The following is an 18,388-nucleotide window of genomic DNA, read 5'->3' as shown; positions in this document are numbered from 1 at the left end:
ACCTAACGACTGTTAGCAAAGTTAATCATTAGGATGATATAACGCTAAACTGGCTCGTATGTTTTTAATGAATGGTAAGGCGAATTGCCTAGTCTATAAAAAGATCATTAAACCAAAGGGCTATAAATTACAGCTGGTATTTCTGCCGAATGCGGCATGGTTCAAATTTCTGGAAAATTGGATAATAAAGGAGAAAATCACCAATCAGGCTTACTGTTATCTTTTCTTTGGGTAGCCTTTCTTTTCTTTTGCTGAACGTACTGCGTTTCGTTGTTTTTCATGGCCTCCAAAATCATTTGAGCCTTCTCTAAAGGGATGTTCATTTCCTTTAGTTTTTCCTTTAGCTTCTCAAGAGGGTCTTCTTTTTGTTCACCTTCTTTTTGCTCTTCATTTTCCTCTCCCTCTTTATCGTCTTTTTTCTGCTCTTGATTTTCTTGTTCCTCCTGATCTTTATTTTCCTGATCTTTCTTCTCTTGGTCTTTTTTCTCCTGATCTTGCTTGTCTTGATCCTGCTTTTCCTGATCTTTTTGATCCTTGTCGTCTTTCTTCTCCTGATCTTTATTCTGGTCCTTCTGATCTTGTTCTTGCTGTTCCTGCTGACGAATCAGTTTTTTGAGTAACTCGTAATTGTACCGCGCTTGATCGTTTTGAGGGTTATTTAAAAGGGCTTTTTTGAAATTCGTAAGGGCAGACTGAGTAAATGATTCTTTTTCGTCTGGTGATTGTTCACCCATTTTATAAGAAATTACACCCAGTTGATTGTGAGCCAATGAAGCGAGTCTTTTATCTCCGCTATCTTTCACTCTTTTATAATTGGATTCAGCGATATCGAAGAACTTGAGTTCTCCACTGATTGCATTGAGGGCGGCGGTATCTTCCACCATAGTTTCTCCTGAGCTAATACCGCTCAATAAGCCCATATTTTCACCACCATAAGACATAATATAGGCAGCATTTGCTAGGTTCAGACGGGCTTTATTATCATCTACATCAAGAGAATCAAGCAATAGCTGATAGGCAGTAATGGCCGATTCATAATCACCTTCGTTATATGCCTGGCTTGCCTGTTTTTTGAGCTTATTAGATTTTGCAATCTTAGTAACAGGGTCTGTTACACTCGTAAAAAGAAGCAGTATACCTAGTAAATATCTCATATTCTTAATGTCTTTCTTCTAACCATAGCGTCTAGAATCATCAAAATGATTGCACCGATTAGGAAGTAATAAAACTTATTTGCGGATGCATCGATCATACGGGCATCTCTAACTTCACCTTCTACTTCGTTAATCGCTCTAATGAGCCTATTCACGTCATTTTGGTTTTCGTTGATTTCGAAGTATTTGCCGCCTGTATCCACCGCTAGCTTTCTCAACGACTTAGAGTTTAGTTTTGTTACTACGTCTGTGCCTTGTCTATCTCTTTTAAAACCGTTGCCTTGACGAATTTTTGAACCAACTTCAGTGCCGACACCCAAAGCGAACAACTGTATACCGGATTTTACTACACCTTTGACAGATTCATCGGTATCATCACCAAAATCTTCACCATCGCTAATCATCAAAATGATTTTTGCCTTTTGCTGGGTAACAGGTCCAGATTCACTTTCAAGTTTTTCTAGGGCGATGTCTAGTGGCGATCCAAAATCAGTTCCTGCATTGGGCACCAAGCCAGTATTTAAGGTGTTCACGAAAAGGTTCAATGCACTCTGATCGTAAGTCAGTGGGCACTGAACGAATGCCTCTGATGAGAATATAATCAACCCTATACGATCAGAACTGAAGGATTCGATGATCTTCTTAAGCTCATATTTAACTTTTTCCAACCTAGTCGGCTGTACATCGAAAGCATTCATCGACTGGGATAAATCAACCGCCAAGTAAATATCTTTTCCTTCCGATTTTACTTCTTTGGTTGTTTCGCCAAAAGAAGGGCCTAAAAGGGCTATGATTAAAAGTGCCAGAGCGAGAGATCTTAACAGTATTTTGAAAAGCAGCGGTCTGAAGGTCGTATTCATCCGTTTTGCTACTCTCAACAATCTTAGAATGTATATTAGGTAGGCAATGATAAATAAGCCTATAAACACCCACTCTACTGTACCTATACTTTTAAACCAAGTCATAACAACGCTTATGCGATCAACGAGCAAATATAATCATGCCGCTTACTTTATAAACACCGTTTGTCAATACCTTACAGAAATTGGCCGTTAAAGAATGTTAATTGTTTAACAAAGAGTAAGAAAAGAGGGGCGTAGAGACTTTGATACTCAAAAAGGCATAAAAAAACCTCCCGATTAATCGGGAGGTTGCTGGTGTGATCCGCTCAGGACTCGAACCTGAAACCTACTGCTTAGAAGGCAGTTGCTCTATCCAGTTGAGCTAGCAGACCAGCGTGCTTTTGCCGGTTGCGCTATCCATCCCGAAACTTCGGGAGAGCTAGCAGACCAGCGTGCTTTTGCCAGTTGCACTATCCATCCCGAGACTTCGGGAGAGCTAGCAGACCAGCGGCTTTTTCAAAGCGAGTGCAAATATAGTAAAATAGCTTTTTCTTAATCAAACAGTATTAGAAAATATTTGGCCTTTTTATAGGGCTAATTTCAAAGCGGATTCGTTATTTTAAGGAGTACTCTCGCTTATGAAAACAGATCTTACAAAAGATAACCTTCGCAACGTCGCCTATTGGATAATAATCATCTCGGGCATTTTTTTTTCGTTGATATACTTTCGGGCCTTCTTGGAGCCGATTGTCTTGGCTTTAATCGTCTGGTACTTAATAAGAAGCGTTCGTAAGATTATTTCCAAAATCACAGTCAAAGGGAAATCGCTACCGATAATTATACAGCGTGTAATGGCCTTTGTTGTGACACTGTCATTGCTTTATGGGGTTTATCAGATCGTTTCGGTCAATGTGAAGTTGATCTCCGAAAACGCGGAGAGTTATGATGGGAACTTGCAAATATTTATCGATCAACTAAAAGATTTTACGGAGGCTAATAGCAACTACATTCCTGAATTTGATGTTCAGGAGACTATCGAAAAGATCGACTATCAATCTATTCTTTCTGGTGTATTCAACTCTGTCAGTGTGCTATTGGGGAATTTTGCCTTAGTGATCGTCTATGTGATTTTCTTCCTAATCGAGGAGAATTACTTCAGTAAGAAACTTGATAAGCTCTTTAAAAAGGAGGGGAACAAGGAAAACATCATGGAGATATTCGGTCAGATTAGTACGGCTGTCAATAAATACTTTACTGTAAAGACCGAGGTGAGTCTAATCACCGGAATCACTAGTTACCTGATTTTGCTAGCCTGGGGTGTCGATTTTCCGGTGCTGTGGGCATTTCTCATATTTATCCTTAATTATATTCCTTACATCGGGTCTCTGGTTTCCAGTTTGTTGCCAGCCATCTTCGCCATTTTCCAATTTGCGGCCTTTCCGCCATTTTTATATGTATTCCTATCTGTAGAGGTTGTTCAGATCTTTGTGGGTAACTATGTAGAGCCAAAACTAATGGGGCGTACGCTTAACCTTAGTCCGCTTGTTGTGATTATGGCACTTTCGTTTTGGGCTGCCATTTGGGGGATAATGGGGATGATCTTATCTGTACCAATTATATCTGTCGCAATCATTATTTGCGCCCAATTTCCATCCACAAGAGGCCTAGCCATTATGATGACAGAGAACGGTAATATTGAGGATGTTTTAAAGCGTCAATAAGCTATGAAATATCGTCTAATTCCTAAGCTTGATCTTGAGGTTTCAGAGATTAGTTTTGGTGGGATGTCTTTAGGTTATGATCACCTTGAAAATGCCAAGATCATCAGGTATGCCTTTGATCATGGAGTCAATTATTTTGACACCGCAGACATCTACAAAAACGGCTTCAATGAAGAGACAATTGGACGCGCCATTAAACCTTTCCGAAAGGATGTTTTGTTGGCTACAAAAGTGGGTAATGTTCCTAATCAAGAAGAGCGAAATTGGGAGTGGGATCCATCTAAGAAATACATACTTCAGGCAGTAGAAAAAAGCCTGAAGAGACTCGATACAGATTATATAGATATCTACCAATTACATGGTGGTATGATTGAAGATAACTGGGAAGAGACTTTCGAGGCTTTCGAAATTTTGAAAGGGCAGGGGAAGATTTTGAACTACGGAATTTCCTCTATACGTCCCAATGTTATCCGGCATGTGTCCTCCGAACTTGGTCTCGTCACTAACATGATGCAGTATAGTTTACTAGATAGAAGAGCAGAGGAGATGGCCTTAGGGACGTTGGCTAAAAACAAGATCGGAGTTATGGTTAGGGGAGCATTGGCAAAGGGTATTTTGGCCAATAAAGATTTAAGTTCTTATTTAAATTATAAATCAGAAGATATTGATTTAATGATAGATAAGATAAATTCATTCTCAATTGAGAATAGAGTTATGTCGCAAGTGGCCATTCAGTGGGTTTTGTCTCGGAAAGAGGTGGCTACTGTTGTTGCTGGGGTCAGCAAATTAGACCAGCTCAAGGAAGTTTTAAGTGTATCAGAAGTTCCCCAATTGAGTGAGGCAGAATTGATAGAACTCTCTAATGTTTTGCCACCAAATCTATACACAGCACACAGATGAGTTTCGACCATGCAGCATTTTCTAGGTCGTCGAAAGTGATTTTAAATGACTACTTGGCAAGTGAAAGTTATGCCATCGAACTGCTCGAAAAATCATTGCGCACCTTAGAATTTTTTGCGCTAGATTCACTTAAAAATGATGCGCAAAAACTGGCTTTTTGGATCAACGTTTATAATGGTTTTACGAACTATCAAATTGTAAAAAATAGCCTTTCAAAATCAGTTTTCGAAAAGACAGATTTCTTCACAGATCGTGCCTTGAAAATTGGTGAATTAGACTTGTCTTTAGACGATATTGAACACGGCATTTTGAGAAGAAATGGCGAGAGGAAAAATGGCAAACCGAAGCAGTTTTTGGCGGATGATTTACGGCATGAATTGATGGTCGATGAAATGGATTATCGAGTTCACTTTGCGTTGAATTGTGGTAGTATTTCTTGTCCTCCAATTGCCTATTATAGTGCGGCTAAAATAGATGCAGAATTAGGGCTTGCTGAGCAAAATTTTTCGGCCAGTGAGTTTGAAATAAATGATGAGAAAAAGGAGGTGATTTGCTCCTCAATTTTTATTTGGTATCGTAAAGACTTTGGTAATCGGTATCTTAATGATCCGAATTTGTCCCAATACAAAATCATTGAACGTCCATATATCTGGAAGATTCAATAACTAAAAGAAAAACAAATGACTCAACTCAAGAAATCCACCTTAGAATTTTTAAAAAAGTTAGAAGAGAATAATAATCGAGAGTGGTTTACAGAGCATAAACCATGGTATCAGGAAGAGCATGAACAGGCTTACAATTTTGCTGATGCCCTTTTGAATGCATTAAAAGGACATGATGAGATTTCTACTTTAAATGGTAAAAAGAGTCTAATGCGCGTTTATAGGGACGTGCGATTCTCAAAAGATAAGTCCCCTTATAATCCAAGGTGGGCAGGAAGCTTTTCAAGGGTAAAACCTCATTTAAGAGGAGGCTATTATTTCCATATTAAACCTGGGGCAACGGTTATTGGAGGTGGGTTTTACGGGCCAGCACCAGAGGATTTAAAGCTGCTTAGAAACCAAATCGCTCAGGATGATCAGCCTTTGCGTGATATTTTGAATGATCCAAGTTTTCAAAAGGTATTTGGTGGTCTGCAGGGCGATCAGGTAAAGACAGCACCCAAAGGTTTCGATAAGGAACATCCTGCGATTGATTTATTGAGGTACAAATCAATGTATGTCTTTAGAAACTTTAGTGATAAGGAGGTGTTATCTCCAAACTTTTTGGACGAAGCTATAGCTACATTTTTGGCCCTACGACCGTTTTTTGATGTGATGACAGAATATCTAACAACTGACTTAAACGGTTTGTCAATAGTAGATTAAAACATAATCGATTACTCTTATTAGAATCTAAATCAATGGCAAGGAAGGATATATTCAAGTTTCTTGAGGCGCTCAATGAAAATAACTCCAAGGAATGGATGGATAAAAATCGATCTTGGTATGAAAGTGCAAAAGGAGAGGTGATAGATCTTTTCGACCCAATTTTGGAGTCAATCAAGGAAGTTGACCCTAGGATTATCCAACCAAACGCCCGAAAATCGATAAGCCGAATTAATAATAACCTAATGTTTCACCCGGATAGGCCAACATATAAAGATCATTTTGGCGTGGTCTTCGGATATGGTAGAGGCTTGGCAGATTTTTATGTTGGGCTCGGTCTGCGGGAGATAGATGTAGCAGGTGGCTTGTGGCATCCTGATAGTGAAAAGCTCAAAAAAGTAAGACAAGAAATTGACTATGAGGGAAAACGCCTCACCGAGATTATAAAGTCAAGTGCTTTTCAAGACACTTTTGAGCTGTATAAAGCGGATGCCTTAAAGACGACACCGAAAGGGTATGCAAAAGATCACGAATTCATTGAACTATTAAGGTTAAAGAGTCTTGCGGCCTTCAGGCAAATTACCCGAAAGGATGTTTACTCCAACGGTTTTAAAGACATGATTGTGGAATCTTATATGACTTTAGTGCCAATGCTTGATTTCATAAATACTGCGATTACGGACGAATAGGGCTTATTTTCTGATGCTCTCGACACCTTTTTTGCCCGCTGATGGCGAGGTGTCAAAAAAACTTAAATTTTATCCATTGGGCGGTATGGCAAAAAGAAAAAAGCATCTATATTTGCACTCCGATTTGAGAGTTATATCTCAAATTTTAGGCTCGGGGTGTAGCGTAGCCCGGTCATCGCGCCTCGTTTGGGACGAGGAGGTCGCAGGTTCGAATCCTGCCACCCCGACAGAAAAAGCTAGTTTATGACTGGCTTTTTCTCTGTTAAATGACCCGAGTTTAATCGCAATTTTAATTAAGTTCGTGTTATTAAATCGCTTCGGCGTTTTTTCAGAACAACCCAGGAGAGGTGGGTGAGTGGCTGAAACCACATGTTTGCTAAACATGCGTGCGGGAAACCGTACCGGGGGTTCGAATCCCCCTCTCTCCGCTTTAGGCCCTTAACTAATTGATTGTCAATATGTTAAGGGCTTACTTTTTGTTTCTGTTTGACGTTTTTGCTTATTTTGGTCTACGATCGTAGACTCTGCGTATCTAAGGTTATATTTTTCGATCAATTTATCATCAAATTGTTCTTCCACTACTAAGCATCTTTGTTTAGTGCCGTAATTTAGAATCGACTCGAGAGACACCCCAAATGCAGCTGCATATATTTGTAGTCTATACTCTGGCATTGAAAAGGAATCGGTGACTAAAGAGTGTTTGTCTTTTTGGTAAGTTGACCAAGGTATACGCATTTTTCTGGCAAACTCTCTTTCTTTTATGTCAGAGGCCCGGATAAAAATTTCTGATAGTTCCTTCAGTCTATATTTTAAGTTAGTATTTCTATCGGTCATCTTGATTTTGGTCATTAGAGTTATGAAGGCTGTCTTCAATTTTTGTCGAATATCTTTCAAAGAATGTAAATCCTAGCTTGTTGTTTTTACTGAATCATTATATTGATTTAATAAGTATAAAAGTTTTTATCTTAATTCTTAATTAGTTTTTTAATCATGAGTATAGAATTTGTTAAACACAGGAACTCTCAAAATATCCTCCCACTCGATATTGAGAATAAGGAATCTTACTATTTGGACCTGCTCAATATAGAGAATAGTTGGACAGGTCGATTGGATGCTCAGGTTAGTAACACGTTCTTTCTTGAATCAATTCAGCTAATTATAAACTCAATCGAGTTGTTTGAAAGAGGATATTTTGATTGTGCTTTTTATTCTTTGAGGCAATCGTTAGAAGTTTCTTTGACCATAGCGTACTTAATTGACGGGGCTGGAGAAAAGAGAGAGGAAGAATTAAGTAAGTGGAAAGAACAAGGGCGATTTCCAATGTACTCTGCTATGGTAAAAACTCTTGAGAAAAATGAATCCGTTTACAGGGAAATTAGAGAATTCATGAAGGAGTATTTTTTACAACTTGAGTTAACAAAAAAGAAGCTTAATAAATATGTGCACAAACAGGGGTTTAGCACCTTTTATACTTCTAAAAACCACCCTTTCAATAAGAGCAAGAGTCGAACAAAATTCGTTAAAGAATATGAAGGTCATTTGATAAAGTGTATAGGTGCAATAGCAGTGATGCGATTGACTATTGATCCTTTCCCTATTCTGTTAATGGACAAAGAAATATATAGGAGGACAGGGGATATATTGACTTTTCAATACAGTAATAGCTTTGTTGAAAAGTATATTGGTATAAAAAATATAGAGGCGTATAAGAAAACAGAGTTTTACAGAGCATTCCAAAATTCAATTATGGAAGAAGATGCAAAATCTGATGTAGTTGTGAAGGTCGTAAAGGAGCAGTTTATAGATAAGTCGCGGATTGATGAGATTTTTGAGCAACAACACCTTCTTTCAAATCATGATTTTGCTGCGGTCATACTGGCTGGTTTTTCGAGCAAAGTAGCCAATGTTTACAGTATTGGTGGACTGAATAAATACTTTACAACGACAGATTCCAAAAGAGAAAGCTGGTCATTTAATGGACTTGACTTTAAAAAGTTCGATGAGAATCATTGCCCATATAATATGAAGTATGATAAGGCATTCATATCGAGAGTATATCTTCTTGGTGACACTAATTACTTAGAACATAACACAATGTTTGACAAGAAGGAGATTCTTAAACTTAAATCTTTGATAGAAAAGTATAACACTAAATGACAGAACAAGGCATACAATTGAGTTTTGTTAAGTCAATTAATGAATTGGCTATTTATTAAGCGAATGATTAGATATCATAATTGTAGAATACACCCAATAACATTTTAACAGTTTAAGTCGGTGGCTATGGACAAAACTGAATTCTTAAGAATAGACGATAGAAGGGGAATACTTGAACTGGTAATGTCTGGGTTTCAGAAGTCAGTGATTGAATTACGACGTCGAATTGATCAGGTTGATTGGTACGACGGGGCTGGTTTGTTGAAGATGTAGAGCCCATTTTAGGGTTGGCTTTTATTGCTTGTCAAAATTATATCAATAGTAGTATTTATGATAGGTACGGTAGTATTGATGATAAATTAATTCTTTACAAAATGGGGCGTGAAATTGTTAATGGTGGAAGGACAGAAATAGAACTAATTATTGCAGTTGCAAATTATTATAAACACCGCGACGATAAAAACCCATTGCATAGAGGTACTAGAGAGGTTCTCAATGACTTAAAACTAAATTTTAGTAAGACTGGTTATCCAGAGAATCTACCTATAATTATTGGAGCAGGAATTCTTTCTCCTTCTTTTAACCTTGATGACTTTACGAAGATCGTTACAGACTGGCGAGAATTGCTTTGGTTGAATGACTAGACCGTATTAATTATTATATAAAGTTTCGGTATGACATTTGACAATATCGATTATCAAGGAGCAGCCTGTATAATTGGGGTGGAGAGTAGTTTTGAGTTGTCACATTTTTTGTCACAAAATAGCCTTAAAAATGATATTAAGAGGTGTTTTAAAGTTGTCACATGCTGTCACATTTTTGAAAAAGGCTTAAAAACAGCTTATATGACGCAGAAACGAAGAAATAAGCGGGAGAGTAAGCAAGTCCCCCTCTCTCCGCAAAAAAAGAGACATCATACAAGATGTCTCTTTTTTTATGTCCACAGCGCAATTAACTCCAATAAAAAAGACTTCCCGAAAGAAGCCTTTTTTGTTTTGAGATTGACCAGTTGTTGTCTTATTCGTATCGTAATGCTTTCACAGGGTTCTGATTGGCCGCTTTTAAAGAGTGATAACTGACCGTAAGGAAAGCAATCACGAGAGCCAATGCGCCAGCGACACCCGCTGCTCCGATAATAACCGTTGGTAAATTCATCGTGTATTGGAACACTTGTAGCCAATCCTCAATCAGTAAATAGGCCACAGGTGCTGCCACCGCAAAACCGACCAATACCAGTATCATGATGTCCTTAAATACCATAAATACAAGTTGGGCTACCGTTGCGCCTAGAACTTTTCTTACTCCAATTTCTTTGATCCGCGTGGCCGTGGTATAAGAAGAGAGGCCTAATAGCCCCAAACAAGATATCAGTATACAGATGTAGGAAAGGACAGCGGTTAGCGTACTTTGTTTCTTATCTGCGCGATAGAGCATCTCTGCTTGGTTATCAAGTAAGCCGAACTCAAATGGATGACTAGGATCAACTTCGGCATATTTGTTTTCTAAGTAATCAAGAGTTTGTTGCAGCTTTCCAGCCTTAGCATGTACAACTACCGATGGTCTGGTTTGAGTTATTGTGCCGAAGCGCTCATACCTGAAGATAACCGTTGGTTCCACTTTCACATGCAGTGAAAACGCATGAAAGTCCTTAATTACACCTAAAACCCTCAATACTGGGCTATTTGGTCCCGCATTTTGAATTTTCTTGCCAATTGGGTTTTTCCAACCCATATATTCTACCATAGCCTCGTTTACCAAAGCACCATTAGTCAAATCTGTTGGAATATTTTCATCAAAATCACGTCCTTCTTTAATCGTCATTTGCATGGCGTTGACATAGTTTTCGCCCGTAAACATCACGTTGTACGTATCCGTTTTCATGACAGTATCGGTGCTTTGAACAAGCAAGAGTTGTCTTCCACCACCTATAAGCCTGTTACCCACAGCATTAGAAGTGGTAATATTCATACCAGTGGCAGTGGTTACATCAACAATATTTGGATTTTGCTTTAGCTCATTTTGAATGACTTTTAATCGACTGCTAACCAACGTGTCGCGAGTTGGAATTATGATGACATTGTCCTTATTAAAACCAATGTCCTTTTGTCTCATAAAGGTGATTTGATTACTCATCAAAAGCGTAGAAATCACCACGCCGATCGATACAAAAAACTGGAAGCCTACGAGTATTTTTCTTAGAAATAAGCTTCTAGGGCCAGATTTTACGGAGCCCTTCATAGCAACTAAAACAGAAATGGTCGACAAGTAAAAAGCAGGGTAAAGACCAGATAATATACCCAAGACGATCGCTGTGCCGAGAGAACCAAATAGCAATAAGTTGTTATTCATAAAGTCCAAAGTCAGCTCTTTATTCAATAGGCCATTCAAATCAGTACCGTAAATCAGAAGGTTCACAATGAGAATAGCTACCAATAAAGAAACCAGAGTGATTACTATCGACTCGCTCAAGAATTGAGAAACAAGTTTACCTTTCGATGAGCCCAATACTTTCTTAATACCCACTTCTTTAGACCTTTTTGTCGCTCTAGCGGTGGCTAGGTTCATGTAGTTGATACTTGCGAGAATCAATACAAATAGACCGATAGCCATAAAAGCGTTCGTGTAGGCCTTATTCCCTGTTGGTAAATCGTATTGTACCTGAGAATTGAAATGGATCTCATTCAGCGGTACCAGGCGAGGGCTGAAAGAAGCTTCTCTCAAAGAAGGCACTTGTGCCGTAATTGGACTCATGTATTTATCATAAAATGCTGGGAATTTCTGATAGATACTGTTGATATCGTAGTTCTTAGGAAGCTTGATATACGAGTACAAAGCAATGTTCCAGAGTTGGTTAGCTTTCTGCTGAGCTGTTAAGGCAGGCTGACCAGAAGTAGCTGTGGTAAAAGAAATCAGTGCATTAAATCTTAGGTGTACATTTGAAGGAACATCTTCAATGACCCCAGTTACATTAAATGTATTGGCATCAGTTTTCACTATTTGACCAAGCGCATCTTGTGCACCAAAAAGCATTTCGGCCGTGCTTTTTGTCAATACCAAACTATTAGGTTCTACCAACGCAGTTTTCGGATCACCTTTCAGGAATTTGTGTGTAAACATGTTAAAGGTGGAGGAATCAGATAGATAAACATCATCGACGTAGAAATTCTTATCCTCTATTCTGAAAAGGATCTGTCCAGTATTCTGAAACCTTGTATAGGACAGTATTTCTGGAAATTCCTCTTGCATTAAATCCGCCAGGGTAGTCGGCGTAAGGGCAAACTCGTCGTTTTTTGGAGGAATGAAATATTTGGACTCAATTCTATAAAGCTGATCCCATTGCTCATGAGATTTGTCAAAGTTGTAATCACTTTGAACATATAGCATAATAATAATGCTCACAGCTAGCCCAATGGCTAGACCAAAAATGTTGAGAAATGCATAGAACTTGTTTCTAAGTAATACCCGAATGGCATAAGTTATGTTCTTCATAGATAGGTTGGTACGTACTAACTCTGCCAACTTTTAGCACTAAGCATACCAAAATGTATTTTACGACTTAACTATCTGTTAATCAATGAATTAAAATTATTCAATTTGACAATTGAAATTGACTTTGTGCGGAATCGCACTTGATTATGAACGAATTCGTACAACTTAAAAAGTAAGAGGTCATCGGCATAACCCGATGACCTCTAAGTCTAAGTAATTTTAATCCTATTCATAACGCAATGCTCGAATCGGATTTTGGCTTGCCGCTTTCAAGGAATGATAACTCACCGTAATAAAAGACACCAAGATTGACAATAAACCAGATAATACAGCCGACAGAATGAGTGTTTGAACGAGTGGCATTTGATAAGCAAATTCCTGCAGCCATTGCTCAATAACATAGTAGGCTACTGGAACTGAAATAATAAATCCGACCACGATCAGCACCAAAATGTCTTTAAAAATCATATAAACAAGCTGGAAGACAGAGGCGCCTAATACTTTTCGCACACCAATTTCTTTTATGCGCTGCGAAGTACTGTAAGAAGCCAATCCCAGCAGTCCAAGACACGATATAAATATGCAGATATAGGATAGAAGACCCGATAATTTACTTTGTCTGGCATCCTCTTTATACAACTCTTCCGCTCTGCTATCTAGAAAACGATACTCAAACGGATGACTTGGGTCTAATTCCAAGAATTTCTGCTCTAAAAACTCCATGCTTTCTTTGATAGAGTTGCCTCTTACATGTATCAGGAAAGAAGGCAGGCCGCCTTGAGCCTTCAAAAATGGATTGAAATCGTAGTGAAAGATAACCATCGGTTCTACGCTGGTATGCAATGAAAATGCATTGAAATCCTTCACTACACCGATCACTTTGCTTGGTTGAACACCAGGAATAGGTAGACCTAACTCTTTCCCAATGGCGGTATCCCAGCCCATATTTTTAACCATGGCTTCATTTACCAACACCCCTCTAGTTCTGTCAGAAGGTTGATCTTTGTCAAAATCTCTACCTTCAACAAAATCTATTTCCATGGTTTCTGCATAGTCGTCGCCAACAAAAAGCACAGGAAATGTCGCATCAATAATGCTGGAGTCTGCAGCTTGCGCACGAATTAAGGATTTTGACGCGCCCAAGAGGTTATTTCCTAAATTGGTATCTCCACCAACAATAATGGCATCCGAAACATTAATAACACCTGGGTTCTGTTTCAACTCAGCTTTGACAAACTCAACACGATTGCTCATGGCGGTGTCTTGAGTGTTAATAATCACCACATTGTCCTTATTAAAGCCTAAATCTTTGTTGTTTAAAAACTCAATTTGATCCTTCATCAACAGCGTAGAGATAATCACCGCGATAGATATGAAAAACTGAAAGGCGACCAATACTTTGCGCATATTCATACTTTTCGGACCACTTTTATTTACTCCTTTAAGCGCTCTGACTGGTGCTATTGCCGATAGATAAAAAGCGGGGTAGAGTCCAGAAAGCACTCCAATAATAATGGTTACTAGTAGCGTACCGATCGTCATGGTGAGATTGCTGAAAGGATTGAAAATGAGTGTTTTACCCATTAAGTCACCAATACCGATCCCGTTTACTAAAAGCGCTACTAATCCGAAGGCAAAAATCATTGAGACTAAGGCAATGATTATTGATTCGCTAAGGAATTGGGTAACTAAAGCACCTTTGGTCGACCCCATCACTTTTCTGATCCCCACTTCTTTAGATCTACTCGTGGAGCGGGCAGAGGCTAAGTTCATATAATTGATACTTGCTAAAAGCAATATAAAAATGCCGATTGCTGTAAATGCGTAAGTATAAGTTCTATTACCCGTCGGATAATCAAATTGTGGCGGAGTAGGATTAAAGTGCGTATCCGCTATGTTCGTTAAATCAATTTCAAATACCCCTTTGTAATTGATGAGTTTGGCGATTGGCGCCATATGCTTTTCGTAAAACTCGGGGAATTTGGCCTGAAGAGTTTCTGTATCGTAATTCTTTGGGAAAAGTAAGTAAGCAAAATCGGTTGGGCTCCAAAGGCCGCCTTGCTGCTCCTGTAGTTTTAATAACTCCTTATTGGTCTGTAAAGATTCATAGGATAATAGGGCATCGAAGGTCATATGGACATTTTCAGGCAGGTCTGCCATGATCCCAGAAACCTTGAATTGTCCAGTCGGTGTTTTGATCGTGTTGCCGATTACATCTTGGCTATTGAAATATTTTTGTGCTAAGCTCTGAGACAGGACCACGGTGTTTGGCTCATCTAGAACGGTTTCTGGGTCACCCTGAATCAACTCATAGTCGAACATCGTAAAGGTCGAAGAATCAGCATAAAAGACGTTGTTTTCATAAAATTTACGACCGTCTAAGTCTATCAGTAATTTTCCGGCTGACCTGAATCTGACGTAATTCTCAATTTCGGGGTAGTCAGCCTTTAAAGCTTTTGGTAAGAACTGAGAGACAAACGCGAATTTGTCTTCTTTTTCTCCTACGATAAAATTCGACTCGACTCTAAAAATCTGTGCATGATTGTCGTGCTGTTTATCGAAGCTCATGTCACTTTCTACATAAAGAAAAATTATAATGGCGACAGCCAAACCGACAGCTAGGCCGAGGATATTGAGGAGAGAGTAGAACTTATTTTTCAGTAAAACCCTCAGGGCGAGCGTGAAGTTTTTCATGGATTGCTATTTGAGTTGTTGCAGTCTAAATGTCCGCAGAATATGTTCAGAGGTTCATTGGAAAATGAGGAGAGTGATAAATTTCTGGCTCTACGGAAGGTTTTAAACTTGAACGGATACCGAAAAACATGTAAAAGAATGTCATCCGGGGTAACGTTTTCTATAAAATGCAGTCTTCACTGTAAGTAAGTCTTACAGATAAGCGGTGATTTTTTTCTTGTTGAATAAGGAGAAGTTTAAAAAAGTACCTAGTTTGCATCTATATTATTTGCATAATAATAAAATATAGAAATGAAAGGTACATATCTGGGTGAGTTCGAAGAGGTGGTGCTGCTAACTGTGGCCATGCTGGAAGAATCTGGCTACGGTATTTCAGTCAAACAAGAAGTCGAGAAAAGAACTAACCGAACTATAAACTTAAGTGCGATTCACGCTACACTATATCGGTTGGAGAAAAAGGGCTTTCTCAGCTCAAAGCTAGGAGAGGCGACCAAGGTTAGGGGTGGAAAGCGCAAGCGTATTTTTTTTATAACACCTTATGGTGTTAAGAATTTAAAGGAGGCGAAGTCTTTAAGAGAAGGTATTTGGAACGCCATACCAAGCTATGTATTACAACAGTAATAATGTGAATAAGCCACCAAAATTGGCAAAATGGATACTCAATCTTTTCTGTCCCGATCGATGGAAGGAAGAGATTGTAGGCGATTTGGATGAGGAATTTATGCTCAATATTGAGCGTATAGGCCTATCTAAAGCTAAGCGTCTTTACCTCTGGACAGTAATTCGGTCGTTCAGAGGCTATTTATTAATTGAAAAGTTAAAATCAGGTCAAAACCAACCTCACTATCAGGGAGGAAGGATAAATAACAATGTTATGTTCTCAAACTATTTAAAAATCACGCTCAGAGCCCTTCTGAAAAATAGGGTTTACTCCTTTATTAATATCTCAGGTCTAGCGATCGGTATAGCTGGTGCTCTTTTGATATTCCATTACGTCAGCTTTGAAAGGAGCTATGAAAATCATATCGATGGTGCGGAAAATATGTATCGTGTGAGCCTTGAGCTCCAAGTAAACGGCGAGTTCGTTTATCACAGTGCCGAAAATTATCCCCCAGTTGCCGAAAGTATGGTCAACGACTATCCAGAGGTAATTGAATGGGCTCATGCCTATAATATGGGTGCCAAAAACAACATTGTGATTACATACGAGGAGGGTCAGTTACAACCTATAAAACTAAAACACAAAAAGTTCCTGTACGCCAGCCCAACCTTTCTATCATTTTTCGATGTAGACATGATAGATGGTGATGCGGAAAAGGCTTTGATGGAGCCCTATACTATGGTTATTTCTGAAAGTACAGCGAAGAAGTACTTTGGTAATGAACCAGCGGTTGGTAAACGCTTGCGACTTCGAGACGACGATAGAAACAATGAAAATTGTGTGATAACTGGTGTTTTTAAGGATTTGCCGGCCAATACACATCTGAAGTATGATGTGCTTATTTCTACGCCTACAATCTATGGACGGTGGGACGGCGCTTTGACAAGATATAAGACTGGTTGGGTGAGAAAAGATTTCTACTCCTATGTGAAAGTTCAACCCAATACCGATATAAAAGCCCTTTCGGCGAAGCTTCCAGCCATGGTGGATAAAAACATGCCACGGTTAGCAGAGCAGAATGCGCAACATATCATGCATTTGCAACCACTGAATAGAATTCACTTAGATTCTAAATTATCGGATGAAGCAGAGTTAAATGGAGATTCCGAACCGGTTACATTTTTATCAATCATAGCGGTTTTCATCATTGTTATCGCTTGGGTTAATTACGTAAACTTAGCCACATCACGCTCTTTAGATCGCGCTAGAGAAGTTGGCATCCGTAAGGTATTAGGTTCACTAAGAGGGCAATTAATCAGGCAGTTTCTCTTCGAGTCGGTGGTCGTTAATTTATTGGCGGTGGTGCTGGCTCTCGGAATCGTACTACTCGTTTTGCCAGCTTTCTATCAAATTAGTGGTATCCCCAGGTCGGTTGTGATCTGGGAAAATCAATTGATTTGGGCCGCACTGGCTGTAGTCTTTTTGATTGGGTCTATGGTTTCAGGTTTTTATCCAGCTTTGGTTCTGTCTTCTTTCAAACCTGTAAGTACGCTTAAAGGTAAATTTAGAAATTCTGGTACTGGTGTCTTTTTAAGGAAAGGGTTAGTTGTATTTCAGTTTGCAACTTCGGCCGCACTGATTATTGGGACCTTGACGGTATATAAGCAAATGAATTATATGCAAAGTGCCGATCTTGGTTTTGATTTAGAACAGACGATTGTGGTGGAAAGAGCAGCAATTGCGGATACTACACCAGGAGGTATAACCAGACAGATAAACACATTCCAAGAAGAGCTCAGAGCAAACGCCAATATTAAATCTGTTTCTACAAGTGGCATGGTCCCTGGGAAGAAATTAAGATTTAAAGGTGATGTGAGAACTTACAATCAAATATCGACCGACGCTCGACCTATGGATTTAATGGGAGGAGACTACGGTTTGATCGAAACTTTAGGAATGGAGATAGTCGCAGGTAGAAATTTCTCGCGTGAATTCCCAAGTGATGCCGATACTGCTGTGATTTTAACAAGGGCAGGGGCAGAACTTTTAGGGTATCAGAACCCCGAAGACATCATTAATCAGACGATCGTCTTAGAGAATTTTGGTCAAGCAGGTATTGTAGTGGGGGTTGTTGAAGATTATAACCATGAATCCCTTCGAGTTAAGGCCGCCCCTTCGATTTTGCTGTTAGACCCGCAATGGTCTGAGTACTTCCTGATTAAAGTGGAGGCGAATGCTATTCCGGAAGCATTAGGTGTTATAGAAGAGCAATGGAATAGGGTCTATGCTGCAAACCCATTTGATTACTTCTTTTTAGACGAGTTTTTTAATAATCAATACGAATCAGAACAGCAGTTTCAGTCTATGTTCTCGGTATTTTCAGTCTTAGCGATTGTAATTGGCTGTTTGGGCTTATTTGGACTTTCCGCCTTTATGGCCATGCAAAAGACGAAAGAAATAGGAGTAAGGAAAGTGTTAGGAGCTTCCGTAAAGAGTGTCTTTTATATGCTCTCAAAGGAGTTTGTCATCCTCATATTCGTAGCTAATATCATTTCTTGGCCGATAATATACTTCGCGATGGATCGATGGTTACAAGGATTTGAGTATCGGACTACGCTCGATCCATTTATTTTCGTAATCGCGCTTGTGGCCGTCCTTGGAGTCGCTGTATTGACGATAAGTTATCAGACAATAAAGTCAGCGCGTTTGAACCCTGTCGATTCTCTTCGATACGAATAAAGGGGGTGTTTTAAGTAATTGAAAATCGGCTTTTT

General features: G+C 39.1%; 15 protein-coding genes and 3 tRNA genes. 12 read left to right on the top strand and 6 right to left on the bottom strand.

Annotated elements, in window-relative coordinates; genetic code table 11:
* Positions 1–197: 197 nt before the first annotated feature.
* From BFP71_RS17230 to BFP71_RS17220, 3 genes are all read right to left on the bottom strand, one after another.
* A complete protein-coding gene (locus BFP71_RS17230; RefSeq protein WP_069836657.1) occupies positions 198–1,154 on the bottom strand; it encodes a hypothetical protein in 957 nt (318 codons plus the stop codon).
* Positions 1,151–2,119, bottom strand: a complete 969-nt coding sequence (locus BFP71_RS17225; RefSeq protein ID WP_069836656.1) for a vWA domain-containing protein — start codon at positions 2,117–2,119, stop codon at positions 1,151–1,153. The genes BFP71_RS17230 and BFP71_RS17225 overlap by 4 nt, the downstream gene beginning before the upstream one ends.
* A 194-nt stretch (positions 2,120–2,313) precedes the next feature.
* Positions 2,314–2,389: transfer RNA gene (locus tag BFP71_RS17220), tRNA-Arg, on the bottom strand.
* A gap of 245 nt (positions 2,390–2,634) precedes the next feature.
* On the opposite strand from BFP71_RS17220, the gene BFP71_RS17215 reads away from it, so the two are divergent.
* From BFP71_RS17215 to BFP71_RS17185, 7 genes are all read left to right on the top strand, one after another.
* Positions 2,635–3,717 carry an AI-2E family transporter gene (locus BFP71_RS17215; protein ID WP_069836655.1) on the top strand — a complete coding sequence of 361 codons (1,083 nt, stop codon included), beginning with the start codon at positions 2,635–2,637 and terminating at the stop codon, positions 3,715–3,717.
* A gap of 3 nt (positions 3,718–3,720) precedes the next feature.
* On the top strand, positions 3,721–4,617 hold the full coding sequence (locus tag BFP71_RS17210; RefSeq protein ID WP_069836654.1) for an aldo/keto reductase: 897 nt from the start codon (positions 3,721–3,723) through the stop codon (positions 4,615–4,617).
* Entirely contained in the window at positions 4,614–5,282 is a 669-nt protein-coding gene (locus BFP71_RS17205; RefSeq protein WP_069836653.1) for a DUF547 domain-containing protein, read from the top strand. Before BFP71_RS17210 ends, BFP71_RS17205 begins: the two co-directional genes overlap by 4 nt.
* A 15-nt stretch (positions 5,283–5,297) precedes the next feature.
* On the top strand, positions 5,298–5,984 hold the full coding sequence (locus tag BFP71_RS17200; protein WP_069836652.1) for a DUF2461 domain-containing protein: 687 nt from the start codon (positions 5,298–5,300) through the stop codon (positions 5,982–5,984).
* 35 nt (positions 5,985–6,019) lie between these two features.
* The gene (locus BFP71_RS17195; protein WP_069836651.1) at positions 6,020–6,673 is read left to right on the top strand and encodes a DUF2461 domain-containing protein; all 654 of its coding nucleotides are present in this window, start codon (positions 6,020–6,022) and stop codon (positions 6,671–6,673) included.
* 152 nt (positions 6,674–6,825) lie between these two features.
* Positions 6,826–6,900 (top strand) — tRNA-Pro (locus BFP71_RS17190).
* Positions 6,901–7,014: 114 nt separating this feature from the next.
* Positions 7,015–7,101: transfer RNA gene (locus BFP71_RS17185), tRNA-Ser, on the top strand.
* A 25-nt stretch (positions 7,102–7,126) separates the two neighbouring features.
* Here BFP71_RS17185 and BFP71_RS17180 read toward each other — a convergent pair.
* Positions 7,127–7,522, bottom strand: coding sequence for a hypothetical protein (locus tag BFP71_RS17180; protein ID WP_141719795.1), 396 nt, complete (start codon positions 7,520–7,522; stop codon positions 7,127–7,129).
* 141 nt (positions 7,523–7,663) lie between these two features.
* Here BFP71_RS17180 and BFP71_RS17175 point away from each other — a divergent pair, with 141 nt between their 5' ends.
* The 3 genes from BFP71_RS17175 (at position 7,664) to BFP71_RS17170 (ending at position 9,474) form a co-directional block, all read left to right on the top strand.
* A complete protein-coding gene (locus BFP71_RS17175; protein WP_088125096.1) occupies positions 7,664–8,830 on the top strand; it encodes a teicoplanin resistance protein VanZ in 1,167 nt (388 codons plus the stop codon).
* 126 nt (positions 8,831–8,956) lie between these two features.
* Positions 8,957–9,103 carry a hypothetical protein gene (locus BFP71_RS19390; protein ID WP_176723380.1) on the top strand — a complete coding sequence of 49 codons (147 nt, stop codon included), beginning with the start codon at positions 8,957–8,959 and terminating at the stop codon, positions 9,101–9,103.
* Positions 9,070–9,474: a hypothetical protein gene (locus tag BFP71_RS17170; RefSeq protein WP_069836649.1), complete on the top strand. Its 405-nt coding sequence runs from the start codon at positions 9,070–9,072 to the stop codon at positions 9,472–9,474. Before BFP71_RS19390 ends, BFP71_RS17170 begins: the two co-directional genes overlap by 34 nt.
* Before the next feature lie 373 nt (positions 9,475–9,847).
* On the opposite strand, the gene BFP71_RS17165 is transcribed toward BFP71_RS17170, so the two are convergent.
* Both BFP71_RS17165 and BFP71_RS17160 read right to left on the bottom strand, forming a co-directional pair.
* The gene (locus tag BFP71_RS17165) at positions 9,848–12,319 is read right to left on the bottom strand and encodes an ABC transporter permease (protein ID WP_069836648.1); all 2,472 of its coding nucleotides are present in this window, start codon (positions 12,317–12,319) and stop codon (positions 9,848–9,850) included.
* A gap of 225 nt (positions 12,320–12,544) precedes the next feature.
* On the bottom strand, positions 12,545–15,013 hold the full coding sequence (locus tag BFP71_RS17160) for an ABC transporter permease (RefSeq protein ID WP_069836647.1): 2,469 nt from the start codon (positions 15,011–15,013) through the stop codon (positions 12,545–12,547).
* A 291-nt stretch (positions 15,014–15,304) separates the two neighbouring features.
* Here BFP71_RS17160 and BFP71_RS17155 point away from each other — a divergent pair, with 291 nt between their 5' ends.
* Positions 15,305–15,634 (top strand): PadR family transcriptional regulator, encoded by a 330-nt coding sequence (locus BFP71_RS17155; protein ID WP_069836646.1) that lies wholly within the window; start codon positions 15,305–15,307, stop codon positions 15,632–15,634.
* Positions 15,618–18,353 carry an ABC transporter permease gene (locus BFP71_RS17150; RefSeq protein ID WP_088125095.1) on the top strand — a complete coding sequence of 912 codons (2,736 nt, stop codon included), beginning with the start codon at positions 15,618–15,620 and terminating at the stop codon, positions 18,351–18,353. Before BFP71_RS17155 ends, BFP71_RS17150 begins: the two co-directional genes overlap by 17 nt.
* Positions 18,354–18,388 lie beyond the last annotated feature (35 nt).

This window comes from Roseivirga misakiensis, assembly GCF_001747105.1.
GTDB lineage: Bacteria > Bacteroidota > Bacteroidia > Cytophagales > Cyclobacteriaceae > Roseivirga > Roseivirga misakiensis.
The sequence above is the reverse complement of the archived record's forward strand: the minus strand, read 5'-3'. Positions and strand labels throughout refer to the sequence as shown.

Excerpts from the sequence above, each read along its gene's own strand:
- BFP71_RS17230 (WP_069836657.1), bottom strand. The coding sequence starts at position 1,154 with ATGAGATATTTACTAGGTATACTGCTTCTTTTTACGAGTGTAACAGAC.
- BFP71_RS17225 (WP_069836656.1), bottom strand. The coding sequence starts at position 2,119 with ATGACTTGGTTTAAAAGTATAGGTACAGTAGAGTGGGTGTTTATAGGC.
- BFP71_RS17215 (WP_069836655.1), top strand. The coding sequence starts at position 2,635 with ATGAAAACAGATCTTACAAAAGATAACCTTCGCAACGTCGCCTATTGG.
- BFP71_RS17210 (WP_069836654.1), top strand. The coding sequence starts at position 3,721 with ATGAAATATCGTCTAATTCCTAAGCTTGATCTTGAGGTTTCAGAGATT.
- BFP71_RS17205 (WP_069836653.1), top strand. The coding sequence starts at position 4,614 with ATGAGTTTCGACCATGCAGCATTTTCTAGGTCGTCGAAAGTGATTTTA.
- BFP71_RS17200 (WP_069836652.1), top strand. The coding sequence starts at position 5,298 with ATGACTCAACTCAAGAAATCCACCTTAGAATTTTTAAAAAAGTTAGAA.
- BFP71_RS17195 (WP_069836651.1), top strand. The coding sequence starts at position 6,020 with ATGGCAAGGAAGGATATATTCAAGTTTCTTGAGGCGCTCAATGAAAAT.
- BFP71_RS17180 (WP_141719795.1), bottom strand. The coding sequence starts at position 7,522 with ATGACCAAAATCAAGATGACCGATAGAAATACTAACTTAAAATATAGA.
- BFP71_RS17175 (WP_088125096.1), top strand. The coding sequence starts at position 7,664 with ATGAGTATAGAATTTGTTAAACACAGGAACTCTCAAAATATCCTCCCA.
- BFP71_RS19390 (WP_176723380.1), top strand. The coding sequence starts at position 8,957 with ATGGACAAAACTGAATTCTTAAGAATAGACGATAGAAGGGGAATACTT.
- BFP71_RS17165 (WP_069836648.1), bottom strand. The coding sequence starts at position 12,319 with ATGAAGAACATAACTTATGCCATTCGGGTATTACTTAGAAACAAGTTC.
- BFP71_RS17160 (WP_069836647.1), bottom strand. The coding sequence starts at position 15,013 with ATGAAAAACTTCACGCTCGCCCTGAGGGTTTTACTGAAAAATAAGTTC.
- BFP71_RS17155 (WP_069836646.1), top strand. The coding sequence starts at position 15,305 with ATGAAAGGTACATATCTGGGTGAGTTCGAAGAGGTGGTGCTGCTAACT.
- BFP71_RS17150 (WP_088125095.1), top strand. The coding sequence starts at position 15,618 with ATGTATTACAACAGTAATAATGTGAATAAGCCACCAAAATTGGCAAAA.